Raw genomic sequence first — 12,897 nt, forward strand, 5'->3', positions numbered from 1 at the left:
GGTTGCGTTCAGAAGGCGCGGAAACGAATGCGCCGAGCGAGAATTCTCGGCAGTTCGACGGGCGCGATCGACAGGGCGAGGACCGGCCAGAGAATGTCGTCACGCCACAGGGCGCGGCTGTCCCGCCGGATTGCACCGAGGTCGGCCTGGCGAAGATCGCGCCAGAGCCGCACCGTCGCCTCGCGGGCGCGCCACAGCCGCAGCGGCAGCCGCGCCGCCATAGGATGCTGAAGATAGGCGGTCGCCATGCGTACATGCTCGTCGGCAGTCAGCCGGCGCCTTTTGCCGCCGCGATCCATCGTCAAAGAGCCGGCATGGCGCCGATAGCGGTAGACGGTCTGGTTCACACGGCATCCGACAGCACCTGCGAGCACCAGACGCAGCATGAACTCGCGATCGGCCGAGATCGGATAATGCTGATCAAATGCACCGACGCGGTCGAGCAAATGACGGCGGAAGATATGCGCGTTGACAAGAGGGGGGGCCGTCACCGCCTCTCGCAGGCGCTCCGGCGCATAGGGGGCGCGTTGGTTCGGGCGTCCCATCGGCGACAGGCTCGTGATGATTCGATCTTCCCCGCTCGCCAAACGATCGAAAAGAACGGCGTTCCCGACGGCGTATTCGGCCTTGCTGTCGGCCTGGATTGCGGCAAGGGCGGATGCAAGACCTTCTGCGTCGTAGAGATCGTCGGAATTGAGAATGCCGATGAGCGACCCCCGGGCCGCGGCAATGCCCCTGTTCAAGGCGTCATAGACACCGCTGCCAGGATCCTCGATCACACGCAGGTGGGGATAGCGCATGAGCACGTCACGCGTGCCGTCGGTCGAACCGCCATCGACGATAATGTGCTCGGTCGGCAGATCACGCCCGACCGAGAGCAGGCTTTCGATCGCCTCGGCGATCATGTCGCGCCGGTTCAGGCAGGGCGTGATGACACTGAGAACCGGTGTAGTCATCCCGCCCAATTCCGAACTCCGTTCCTGTTGTCGCGCCCCCGTCCGGCGGGCACGGTAGCATCGCAGCGGAATCATCGTCCATTACAAAGAGGCGCATCTCCGTGCCGCGATTATAAGCGCGCGCGTTCATGCGTGTTTTCGCATTCCGGTTTATGATATCAAGGCCTCGGCCGCGCCGGGGCACTCTCGTCGCCATGCCTGAGGGGAGCAATATGACTTTCGAATTGGCGGGAAAGCGAGTCTGGGTGGCGGGCCATAACGGTATGGTCGGCGGCGCCCTGGTCCGTCGATTGCAGCGCGAAAACTGCGATGTGCTGACCGTCGGGCGACAGGAGGTCGATTTGCGGCGGCAAGGCGACGTGGAAATCTGGATGGCCGCCAACCGGCCCGATGCGGTTGTCGTCGCGGCGGCACGGGTAGGCGGGATCCACGCGAACAACAGCTTCCCGGCCGACTTCCTCTATGACAATCTCGCCATCGAAACGAACATTATTCACACGGCCCAGGAGGTCGAGGTCCGGAAACTGCTGTTTCTGGGCTCGTCCTGCATCTATCCGCGCGAGGCGCCGCAACCCATTCCCGAGGATGCGCTGCTGACGGGCCCCCTCGAGCCGACGAACGAATGGTACGCGGTCGCCAAGATCGCGGGCATGAAGCTCTGCGAGGCCTATCGCCGGCAGCATGGCTGCGATTTCATCGCCGCGATGCCGACCAACCTCTTCGGACCAGGCGACAATTTCCACCCGGAGAACAGCCATGTCCCGGCCGCCCTGCTACGGCGCTTTCACGACGCCAAGGTGGCGAGCCAGCCTGAAGTCGTCGTCTGGGGGACCGGAAGGCCGCGGCGCGAGTTTCTTTATGTCGACGACTTGGCCGACGCCTGCGTCTTTCTGCTCAAGCGATACTCCGGCGAGCAGCCGGTTAATGTCGGCACCGGCCGCGACCTGCCGATATCCGAGTTTGCCGAGGCGATCCAGCGCACGGTCGGCTATGAGGGACGGCTGGTCTATGACACGTCGCGTCCGGACGGAACGCCTCGGAAGCTGCTGGATACGAGCCGTCTCACGGAGTTGGGCTGGACCGCGCCCACCCCGCTGGAAAAGGGGCTGAAACTCTATTACGACTGGTTTCTGCAAAATATCGAAGGTCTGCGGCAGTAGCTGCGGCCTGTATGGCGCATCGGAAAGAAGGGGAACGCGGGATTGACGGAGAAGACTGCGCTGGTGACCGGAATCACGGGCCAGGACGGTGCCTATTTGGCCGAATTTCTGCTGGAGAAGGGATACCGTGTGCACGGCGTGAAGCGGCGCTCGTCTTCCTTCAACACGGAGCGGGTGGACCATCTCTATGTCGACCCGCATGTCGACGATTCGCGTTTCCGGATGCATTACGGCGACATGACCGACGCCACGAACCTGATCCGGATCATCCAGGAGACGCAGCCCGACGAGATCTACAACCTGGCGGCGCAGAGCCACGTGCAGGTCAGCTTCGAGACGCCGGAATACACGGCCAACGCCGACGCGCTCGGCACGCTGCGCCTGCTCGAGGCGATCCGGATCCTGCGGCTGGAGCGGCAGACCCGGTTCTATCAGGCCTCCACCTCCGAGCTCTACGGCAAGGCGCAGGCGGTCCCGCAGGACGAGACGACGCCGTTCCACCCGCGCTCGCCCTATGCGGCGGCCAAGCTCTATGCCTACTGGATCACCGTGAACTATCGCGAGGCCTACGACATGCACGCCTCGAACGGGATCCTGTTCAACCATGAGAGCCCGATCCGCGGCGAGACCTTCGTCACGCGCAAGATCACCCGCGCGGTCGCGGCGATCCATCACGGGTTTCAAGACCGCCTCTATCTCGGCAACTTGGACGCCCAGCGCGACTGGGGCCATGCCCGCGACTATGTCGAGGGCATGTGGCGCATTTTGCAGCAGGACAGGCCCGACGATTATGTGCTCGCCACCGGCGAGACCCGCAGCGTGCGCGAGTTCGTCGAGCTCGCCTTCGCGGAGATCGGACGCAGCATCGCGTGGCGCGGGAAAGGCGTGGAGGAGACGGGTGTCGACAGCGCCACCGGTCAGGTCCTGGTCGAGGTCGACCCGCGCTATTTCCGTCCGACGGAGGTGGACCTGCTGCTCGGCGACGCGACCAAGGCGCGTGAGACGCTCGGCTGGACCCCCCGCACCTCCTTCCGCCAGCTCGTGCGCGAGATGGTCGCGGCGGATTTGGAGGCGGTGGTCAACGAGAATGGGCGGCGCAACCGTGACGGCGCCTGATTGCGCATGTTGAAAACCGCTGCATCGTTTCAGCGAGCCCATCAGCAGCTACAGCCCATGGAAGAAAGAATCAACTCTGCGGAAAGCGTCCTGCGCCACCCCGGCCCCGCCCTGCGAAGCTGGTGGCGCGAGGCGCGTATGGCGGTTCCCCTCGGGTATCAGTTGGCGAAGCGGGACATACAAGCCAAGTACCGCCAGACCCTTCTCGGCTATATCTGGGCTCTGCTGCCGGCCGTTGCTACGACGTTGGCGTTCACGTTCATGCGCAGCACGAAGCTCCTCAATACCGGCGACACGCAGATCCCCTATCCGTTGTACGCGTTTCTTGGCGCAATGTTTTGGCAGCTCTTCAGCAACTCGCTGTTGCAACCGATGACCGTCGTTCAGGCTTCGAAGTCGATCCTCTCCAAGGTGCAGTTCCCGCGCGAGGCGCTCCTGGTCTCCGCGGTTCTTCTGGTCGCGATCGATTTTCTGATCAACATGAGCGTGTTGCCAGTGGTGTTCCTGGCGTTCGGCGCCTGGCCCGGCTGGGACATTCTTCTGCTGCCCGCCATAGTGGCGGGCACTGTCGTGGCCGGCATGGCGATCGGTATCCTGTTGGTACCGCTGAACCTGATTTTTCAGGACACCAGAATGGCTGTGCAGATGGTCCTGTCTTTCATGATTCTGATCACGCCGATTGGTTACGTCACGCCGGCTGAGGGGTGGCTGCGGCTCTTGGTGACCCTCAATCCGATGTCGGCGCTGATCGAGGCGGGACGGGCGAGCCTGACGTCGCTGCCGATGCCGGCGTTCGCCAGCTGGGGCCCGACGGTTGGTGGCTCCTGCGTTCTTCTGCTGGTCGCATTGGCCTTTTATCTCATTGCGCTTCCGATCGTCGTCGAGAGGCAGAGTGCATGACGTCCAAGTTCGCTGACCTCGAAGCGGACTCGGCTGCTGCATCTCGAGCCGAAGACGAGACACTGGTCGAGGTCGAGGAGGTTTCGAAGAAGTTCGCTCGCAGCCTGCGCAAGACGCTGTTCTATGCCGTTCGGGACCTTGGCAGCGAACTGACCGGCCGATCGGTAAGCCCCGTTCTTCGAGCGGACGAATTCTGGGCGCTGCAGGGAGTGTCGTTCACTCTGCGCCGCGGCGAAGCTCTCGGCATCATCGGCCCCAACGGCGCCGGCAAGTCGACGCTGCTCAAGATCATCACCGGCATCATCAAGCCGACCACCGGGTTCGTCCGGACCCGCGGACGAGTTCAGGCCTTGATCGAACTCAGCAGCGGCATGAACCCTACGCTCACGGGGCGCGAGAACATCTATATCCGCGCCGCCCTGCTCGGCATGCCGAGGTCGGTAATCAACGAACGCTTCGACGAAATCGTGCGCTTCGCCGAGCTGGAGGACGACATCGACATGCCGGTGCAGAATTACAGCAGCGGCATGCGCGTCAAATTGGGCTTCTCGATCGCCATCAATGTCGACCCGGACGTTCTGATCCTCGACGAGGTGCTCGCGGTCGGCGACCAGCGCTTCCGCGCCAAGGCGCGCGAGGCCATGTCGGCGCTGCTGCGGCGGGACGTGGCCCTTATCTATATCTCTCACAATATGAACCAGGTCCTGAGCATCACCGACCGTGCGGTGTGGCTTGACCATGGACGGATGAAGGAGATCGGGCCATCGCGGGAGGTGTGCTCCCGATATCTGACGCAACAGCAGAAAGCGGCCGTGGACCAGTTGGACAGTCAGCCGGTCCCGATCAACAGGAGTATCGACACCTTCCGCCTCGAGAGTATTCAGCTGTCCGACGGCGCCCAACTGCTTCCGAAAGACTTCGTGATTCCGTCATCCGAGACAGACCGAATCTATGATCTCGATCTGGAGTTCTCAGTCCAAGATGACGCGGAGGTAGACGAATTCTATCACGGGCTTTTTGTCGGGCGGAACGACACGGAATGGCAGGCTTACTGCTTTATCCAAGACAGGCTCACGGTCAGGCTCGGCGAGCGCTTCAAACGCCGGTTCCGAGTCGATCTTTCCCAGTTCAATCCCGGCTATTACCAATTGGGACTTCTGATTCTGCCGGAACATGACATTTCGGTCGTCTCATTCGGAGCTTATGCGATCCTTCGTTTCACGGTGGAACCCAGAGAGGTTCTCCAGGACATATGGGAACCCGGCCGCATCCACTATCGGCGAATGATCGACAACTCTTTGGGGGCTAACTTCCTGCCGGTGAACCTTCAAGATCACACCGACTCGCGCCCCCCTGATCCAAGTCGGCAAAGGCATGACTTGGATGCATGTGAGTCCGTTTCGCATGAGATCGGATCTCCACCGAGGGGCCACTCTCTTGGAGAAGCAGACAATGTCGGCCGCATGCCTGCCTCGGCAGCCAGCGCTCTCGAGCGCCATATTGGACGCAAACAGTGACAGGCGAGCACCTTCTCACAAGGCGCCGTGACGAATGAGAGATATGGTCGATGCGTGAGCGCCTTTACGATGGAGCCTTAGCGCTTCACAAGCGGCTCGGTTACTGGCTTGGGCAGGGATTTGGAGGTCGTCACACGCTCCGCGCGGAAGCGGGCGCCGCGCGACGCTTCCTGCCCTCTTCCGGCGCTATCATACTTGATGTCGGCGCACATCGCGGTGAATGGAGCCGGGCACTTCTCGACATAGCCGGCCCGCAACTGGCAAGCATTTACGCTTTCGAGCCGGCACCCGAGAATCACGACTTCATCAGGAAAATTGCCGACCCACGCCTCGAACTCGTTCCGCTCGCCGCCAGCGACAACCCAGGCCAACTCGTTCTTTACAGCCACGTCTCGGGCGCCAGCATATCCTCGGTCTATCGCCGGAAGCTGGATCATTACGGCATGGAGTTCGATAAGGAACGCCCCGTTGAGTGCACCACCGTCGACGCGTTTCTTTCGGAGAGGAATATCGAAAGAGTCGATTTTCTCAAGTTGGACGTCGAAGGGCACGAGATGAAGGTTCTGGAGGGAGCTCAGAAGAGCCTAACTTCAGGGAAAATTAGAGCCCTATCGTTTGAATTTGGCGGATGCAACATCGATTCCAGAACCTACCTGCGCGATTTCTGGTTTTTCTTGGATGATCTCGGATTCGCAATTTACATCATCAATCCGTTGTCTGGCATACACGCAATTGAGAAATATCATGAACGGCAGGAGTCTTTCCTTACGACAAATTATATCGCCGTCCAAAGCTAGATAGGTTTCAGATCGTGACCGAGCGAGCGGAGAAAGCATTCGCGGTGCAGAGTTCAATAATGACGACCGGACAAGGCCCGGCACCCGATGGCATCGACGGAGAGCGGGCACCGGAGGCCATGAAGGCGGAAGAGCCTGATTTTCGGAATGTCGTCCTGAGCCATGCCCGAAAGAGCCTGAATCCGAAAGATCTTGGAGCGCTTCAGGATCTGCTGGCGTCGGAACAAGGAGCGATGCTTGCAGAAGTTCTGATGCAGCGCCGGTGCCTGACAGACTTGCTCGAATTGAACAGGCGGAAGAATCAATGGCTCCTGAATTACCGTCGGGATGTCACCTCCCAATCAGGCGAAGATGGCGTTATCGAGAAGATTCTTGAGCTCATCCCCAATCAGACGGAATGGTGCGTCGAGTTTGGCGCACTGAATGGAGAGCTCTACAGCAACACATATAATCTGATCATGAACCGTGGCTGGTCATCCATCCAGATCGAGGGTGAGCCGGCCTATCATAAAAGGCTTCAGCAGACCCATGCGGGTAGGGAGAACGTTCATTGCCTTAACCAGTATGTCGGGTTGGAAGCGGGAAGTACCCTCGACGAAATTCTTGCAAAATTCCCGATTCCGAAAGATTTCGACCTCCTATCGATCGACATTGATGGATGTGACTATCACGTCTGGCGGTCGTTGAAGAACTACAGGCCGAAGATTATCGTCATCGAGTTCAACCCGGCCATCCCCCCCCACATCACCTTCGTTCAGGCGCCAGACTTCCGGCTACGCGAAGGCAGCTCCCTCCGCGCGATGTGGGAACTCGGCAAGGAACTGGGCTATACGCTGGTCTGCAACACCTTCGCGAATGCGATATTTGTGCGAACCGATTACGCGGCCCCCTTCGGCGTGGAAACAGATGATCCCGAGCCGTTCTTTCGATCGCGGGAACTTCTCCTCGATCTTTTCCAGCTCTTCGACGGCACGCTCGTTGTCGAGGGAAACCGGACCCTTAACTGGAGTAAGGTGCCCTTCGGCAGCCGGGATCTGCAGGTAATGCCGTCGCTATGTAGAGGGCCGTACTGGACGCGATTCCCCTTCATCAGAAAGAAATGGTTGCAACTGTTCCACCCGAATAGGGTGCGGAATCGCAAGCGTGCTTCCAAGGATTATTGACAGTAACTGTATCGGCCGCCCCACCATGGGGCGGGACGGCCGAGAGCACTCTTCAAACAACGAATAATGCAGAGACGGATCCGTGCTCTTCCTCAACAGGATTTCGACAAGACAAAAGAAAATAAATGCCTGGATGCGAGGCATCAAGAGGGCAAGAGCATCCCGACGGATCAATTTTTTTCTGAAGCGCTCGCGCGGCGTGATCCATATCGGTGCGAGCAGCGGCCAAGAACGCGACCTCTATGCCGAGCACAATCTAAAGGTCTTGTGGCTTGAGCCTATCCCGGGCGTTTTCGACCAACTGGTCGAGAACATACGGGGCTATGCGAATCAACGAGCGCTTCAAGCCCTGCTCCTCGATCAGGATGACGTCGAGGTCGCGCTACATATCGCGAGCAATTCGGGAAAGTCGTCGTCCGTCCTGCCGATGAAAGATCACAAGCGGATGTGGCCGCATGTGCATTACGACGGGCAGCTTTCCATGCGCAGCACCACCCTCGATACCCTGATCCGAAGAGAGAGCGTCGACGAACGGAGCTATGACACGATCGTCATGGATACGCAGGGATCGGAGCTCCGCGTCCTCATGGGGGCCCGTTCCACCCTGCAAGGGATCACTTACGTCAAGGTAGAGGCGGCGGACTTCGAATCCTACGAAGGCGGATGTACGGTCGAGGATCTGAGCGCCTTCTTCGGTGAGGCGGGCTTCGTCGAAGAGCGACGCCAGTGCTTCTCGAGCATGCCGGGCGTCGGCAGCTATTTCGACCTGGTCTTTCGTCGGCTGGACAAAGCGCAGCAGCCGACATGAGTGGGCGAATGGGAGCGGTAGAGACGCTGGCGAGAGTGGTTCGGAACCGGCACCTGATCAAGCGGGCGGCAGCGGCCCCTACCCTCAAGCTCAATCTCGGCTGTGGCGGCAATCGGCAGGATGGATATGTCAATGTCGACGTCCGGCCACTGCCCAGCGTCGACCTCGTCGCGGGGCCGAAGGATTGTCTGCGCTACTTTTCCGGGCGCTGTGACGAGATCTACATCTCCCATGTCCTCGAGCATTTCGCCAGCCCGGGAAAGGCGAAGCGCGATCACGACGAAACGGTCCTCGGTTTCTTGAAAGCCATCCACATGCTTCTCAAGCCGGGCGGCGTCATACGGGTTGCGGTTCCTGACTTCGGGGCGATCACAAGGCTCTATGTGGAGGGCCGGCTCCCGCTCTACCCGCGCCTCCTCGGGCGGCTGTGCGGCGAGCAGGACTACCGGGAAAACCTCCACAAATGCCTGTTCGACCGCGCCTTTCTGGAGCAGTGCCTGACCGAAACGGGGTTCGTGAACGTGCAGGAATGGGATCCGGAGACCACCGGTCTACGCCGAGATTCCAGTTTCGACGAGCTCGACGGCATACGAACCAGCCTCAACCTGATGGCCGAGAAAGGTTGATGGGGAACCGGCCGCGCCTCCTGTTCGTCCACGCCGGCGGACGTCGGGAACGGCTTGCGCAGCTCGAACAGGGGGTGCCGATGGCGCAGGAGTTCTTCTATGGCCTGCCCCAACTGCGACAGCGGGGACTGGAGGTCGAGCTGCTCGAAACGACGGAGCTCGCACCTGATCCGGAAACATGGCGCTATCGGTGGGCCGCCCACAAAGACCGTCGGCGCAGCCGCGAATTGGGGATGGAGCATTGCGAGCGCCTGTTCGTCGAGGAGAGGCACCATCTGCGGACCTACGATCTCCTGCTCGCCGGTACCGAATATGTCGCCCTCGGACTTGCCGATCATTTGCGAGGCTGGCGCGGGCGGGCGCGCGTGCCGATGCTGTTCTTCGTCATGGGCATGCTCAGCAAGCCGCTGCGCCGCTTCCCCGACGGCAGCCGGCAGCGGCGGCAGGCACTGGACAGGTATCGCGATCTGTTGCGGGCGTCGCGAGGTGCCCTGTTCCTCGGCGAGGGCGAATATCGCGCGGCACTGACTCTCTTCCCCGACTTGCATTCGCGGCTGCACTTCGTTCCCTTCGGGGTCGACATGGATTTCTGGACGCCCGGTCAGGAGGCGTCGGACGCAGGCGGGCAATATGTCCTCTTCGTCGGCAATGACGCGAACCGGGACATCGACATGCTGCATCAGATCGCGCGGGCGATGCCGGAGCAGCGGTTTGTAGCACTGTCGTCGCTGCTCGGGGACAGGACTGTTCCGCCCAACCTGAAGGTTATAGCCAGTCATTGGAAGAAGGCCGTTCTGACAGACGAGGAGGTTCGCGCCTACTACCGGAACGCCGCGGCCGTTCTCCTCCCCATCAGAGAAACCCTTCAGCCATCGGGACAGAGCGTCGCGCTTCAGGCGATGGCGTGTGGCTGCCCGGTCGTGATCTCGGAGTTCGGCGGCTTTTGGGAACGCGGCGTTTTCAGCAATGGCGAAGATATTCTCTTCGCCCAACCAAACACGCCAGAGGCGTTCGTCAGAATTCTGTCGAGCTTGGCTCGCAATCCGGACTCGGCTCGCCGGATTGGGCGGAACGGCCGGGCACGGGTGCTCGAGCGGTATCGGCTTGACCTCTTCGCCGACCGCCTCGCATACATAGCAGCAGGCAACGGAGCCGAGGCTTTCCCTTGGAAAGGTTGCCTCGGTACAGTAAGCGTGAGTCCGTTGGTCTAATTGATACACGGCAATGTCGAGGACACTCATCCTTCTCAGCCACAAACGGTCTGGCACGACCGCTCTGTTCCGCGCATTTCAGGAGCACCCCCAGGTGAAGGTCTGTCATTGGAACCAGGAGATTCGCATTTGGGAGCCTAATTTCTGGAATCTGGCGGCCCGGGCGATTGAGGGCGATGTGGAGCCTTTCCGCAGTCGTCTCGCCGAAAGTCACCCATTCCTTGATGTTCCGAGGTCTCCGACGAAGGACGATATTTTCGACCTGTGGGACCAGAGTCTCGCGCGGCTCGGCCCGGTTCTCTTTGATAAATCGCCGCAGTATCTCGGGAATCGATCTGCCCTAAACCTCATAAGGCAATATCGTGATGGCGGTCGCGACGTCCGTTTCTTTGCTGTTATTCGCAATCCCGAAGACGTAATTGCTAGCCAGTACGAAGTTCTAGGGCGTGGATCGCGCCGTCATGCAATAGAGCGGTGGCGCCGGTTGGTGCAGGAGTTCCGGCACTTGGAGGACGACAGCCTTGAAAGGCGCGAGACTCACTGGCTGGCGAAGAATGATCATCTTTTCGAGCTTATCACCAAGGGCGAGAACATTCCGATCTTCCGCTATGAGGATCTGGCCGCCGCGCCGCATGTTTACATGCCCCATATTTTCCACCATTGCGGCGTCGAGCATGTTCCTGAAAGCTATGCGGACTTTCATCCCACGAACGTCGGCCGACGCAGGCGCTCTACGGATCGAGAGGTACGCAACTGGCGCCCGGGAGCGCGGCTTGCGAAGGCCATGGCCTTCTATGGCTACAGTACGGCGATATCGGGCCCCCACGGTCTCGGCCGCTTCGCCCAGTGCTTTAGGCGATAACGGGAGGCGCCTCTTGGTTTCGGGGACAGAGCTACGCAGAATAGGATCGACTCACGCGATCACTCCGATACATAGCAACGCATTAATAGAATATAGAAAACGGCGATGAAGAAAATTCTTGGCGTCCGATTTGGCCACGACGCAGCGGCATGTCTGGTCATCGGGGGGCGCATCATTGCAGATGTCGCGGAAGAGCGCTTTACCCGCAAGAAGAACGACGGCTCCTTTCCGGTCCATGCCATTCGCTTCTGCCTGGAATCCGCCGAAATCGAACCGTCCGATCTCGATGCCGTTGCCGTTGCCTCGGAGTATGTGGCGCCGGAATTCGCCTATTTCTTCCCGGGCCTGATTCCACCGGAAGCCGCTGCGCCCGTGTCGCAGGATCCGCTCCCAATCTACATGGACCGTTTTCCGGTCACCCGCGAATGCCGGCTTGTGCGCGTCGAGCACCACCGCGCCCACGCCGCAAGCGCCTATTACACGGCCGGTCTCGGTCGGACTGAGCGCACACTGGTCGCCGTGTTGGACGGCATGGGCGACCGCTCATCCGTGAGCATCTGGCGAGGACAAGGCAATCGGCTCGAACCGCTGGCCTCCTGGGATGGCAGTGGGTCTATCGGTCGATTCTACTCGGCCGCCACCGAAGCTCTCGGATGGCGCCACGGAAGCGACGAGTGGAAACTGATGGGCCTTGCGCCTTACGGCACGCCCCGACCAGGGTTGTTCGATCGCTTCTATCCTGTCTACCGGGACGGCGAGCTGATCGAGGCGCGGAGCTACGCCAGGGTTCATCGCTTTCCCGATCACGGCACCTTCCACTATCATATGGAAGAGGCGCTGGCACTTCGGGACCTGCTGCGCGAAGTATCCCGGGAAGACTTCGCCGCGGAGGCACAGCGCGTCGCGGAAGAGCAGGCTCAGGCTCTTATCCTGCCCTGGCTGGACCGTGAAGGCACGCGCACGCTCTGCTGCGCCGGCGGCTTCTTCCTTAACGTGAAGCTCAATGGAAAACTTTGGCAGTCGGGACGGATCGATCAGCACTGGGTCTATCCCAACCCGGGCGACTCAGGCCTGCCGGCAGGGGCCGCCCTGGCCGCATATTACGAGGCGCACCCCGAAGCCGAAATGGAGCGCTTGGAACATCTCTATCATGGCCCCGAATTCTCCAATGCGGAGATCCAGGCGGCGCTGGAGGCCCGCCATATTCCATACACACGCCCGGCGGACCTTCCCGAGACGGTGGCCCGACTCCTGGCGGACAACAGGATCCTCGGCTGGTTTCAGGGCCGCATGGAGTCCGGTCCTCGCGCCCTTGGGGGCCGCTCGATCCTGATGAGTCCGCTGCGCGCCGAGAACAAGGACATCATCAACGCGTCGGTGAAGTACCGCGAGGCCTTTCGGCCGTTCTGCCCGGCCCTGTTGGACGAGAAGAAGGAAGACTACCTCGTGCAGCCGCGCTCCGAGCCCTTCATGATCACCGGTTTCGACGCGGCTCCGGGCCGGCGCGACAACATTCCGGCGGTGGTCCATGTCGACGGATCGTTGCGGCCGCAGACCGTACAGGCCGATGTGAACCCGCGCTTCCACGCCCTGATCGAGGCGTTCGGCAACCTCACGAACGAGTATGTGGTTCTCAACACATCCTTCAATGTGAAGGGTGAACCGATTGTCTGCACGCCGAGCGACGCGATCAAGTGCTTCTTCGATACCGGGCTGGAATATCTGGCGATCGGCGATTTCCTCGTGGCGAAACCCGGCATCGCATGATGCGCGCCGGTCCA

At 60.7% G+C, this 12,897-nt stretch carries 12 protein-coding genes; 11 read left to right on the forward strand and 1 reads right to left on the reverse strand.

The window, feature by feature from the left end; translation table 11 throughout:
• Positions 1 to 8 precede the first annotated feature (8 nt).
• On the reverse strand, positions 9 to 956 hold the full coding sequence (locus DT069_RS19555; protein WP_162913300.1) for a glycosyltransferase: 948 nt from the start codon (positions 954 to 956) through the stop codon (positions 9 to 11).
• A gap of 212 nt (positions 957 to 1,168) precedes the next feature.
• Between DT069_RS19555 and fcl the strand changes: the two genes are divergently transcribed.
• From fcl to DT069_RS19610, 11 genes are all read left to right on the forward strand, one after another.
• A complete protein-coding gene (fcl, locus tag DT069_RS19560; RefSeq protein ID WP_425450396.1) occupies positions 1,169 to 2,116 on the forward strand; it encodes a GDP-L-fucose synthase in 948 nt (315 codons plus the stop codon).
• Positions 2,117 to 2,158: 42 nt separating this feature from the next.
• Entirely contained in the window at positions 2,159 to 3,232 is a 1,074-nt protein-coding gene (gmd, locus tag DT069_RS19565) for a GDP-mannose 4,6-dehydratase (protein WP_119462009.1), read from the forward strand.
• A 6-nt stretch (positions 3,233 to 3,238) separates the two neighbouring features.
• Entirely contained in the window at positions 3,239 to 4,132 is an 894-nt protein-coding gene (locus DT069_RS19570) for an ABC transporter permease (RefSeq protein ID WP_119462010.1), read from the forward strand.
• Complete coding sequence (locus DT069_RS19575) at positions 4,129 to 5,649, forward strand: ABC transporter ATP-binding protein (RefSeq protein ID WP_119462011.1); 1,521 nt, start codon at positions 4,129 to 4,131, stop codon at positions 5,647 to 5,649. The genes DT069_RS19570 and DT069_RS19575 overlap by 4 nt, the downstream gene beginning before the upstream one ends.
• A 50-nt stretch (positions 5,650 to 5,699) precedes the next feature.
• Positions 5,700 to 6,446 carry an FkbM family methyltransferase gene (locus DT069_RS19580; RefSeq protein WP_119462012.1) on the forward strand — a complete coding sequence of 249 codons (747 nt, stop codon included), beginning with the start codon at positions 5,700 to 5,702 and terminating at the stop codon, positions 6,444 to 6,446.
• 59 nt (positions 6,447 to 6,505) lie between these two features.
• Positions 6,506 to 7,609, forward strand: a complete 1,104-nt coding sequence (locus tag DT069_RS19585; RefSeq protein ID WP_119462013.1) for an FkbM family methyltransferase — start codon at positions 6,506 to 6,508, stop codon at positions 7,607 to 7,609.
• A gap of 133 nt (positions 7,610 to 7,742) precedes the next feature.
• On the forward strand, positions 7,743 to 8,417 hold the full coding sequence (locus tag DT069_RS19590) for an FkbM family methyltransferase (RefSeq protein WP_119462014.1): 675 nt from the start codon (positions 7,743 to 7,745) through the stop codon (positions 8,415 to 8,417).
• Positions 8,418 to 8,425: 8 nt separating this feature from the next.
• Positions 8,426 to 9,043, forward strand: coding sequence for a class I SAM-dependent methyltransferase (locus DT069_RS19595; RefSeq protein ID WP_162913302.1), 618 nt, complete (start codon positions 8,426 to 8,428; stop codon positions 9,041 to 9,043).
• Positions 9,043 to 10,254: a glycosyltransferase family 4 protein gene (locus DT069_RS19600; protein WP_162913303.1), complete on the forward strand. Its 1,212-nt coding sequence runs from the start codon at positions 9,043 to 9,045 to the stop codon at positions 10,252 to 10,254. Before DT069_RS19595 ends, DT069_RS19600 begins: the two co-directional genes overlap by 1 nt.
• A gap of 13 nt (positions 10,255 to 10,267) precedes the next feature.
• Complete coding sequence (locus DT069_RS19605) at positions 10,268 to 11,116, forward strand: sulfotransferase (RefSeq protein ID WP_119462016.1); 849 nt, start codon at positions 10,268 to 10,270, stop codon at positions 11,114 to 11,116.
• A 105-nt stretch (positions 11,117 to 11,221) separates the two neighbouring features.
• The gene (locus DT069_RS19610) at positions 11,222 to 12,883 is read left to right on the forward strand and encodes a carbamoyltransferase family protein (protein ID WP_119462017.1); all 1,662 of its coding nucleotides are present in this window, start codon (positions 11,222 to 11,224) and stop codon (positions 12,881 to 12,883) included.
• Positions 12,884 to 12,897 lie beyond the last annotated feature (14 nt).

Source organism: Virgifigura deserti, assembly GCA_003576685.1.
In the GTDB taxonomy this organism is placed as follows: Bacteria; Pseudomonadota; Alphaproteobacteria; order Dongiales; family Dongiaceae; genus Virgifigura; species Virgifigura deserti.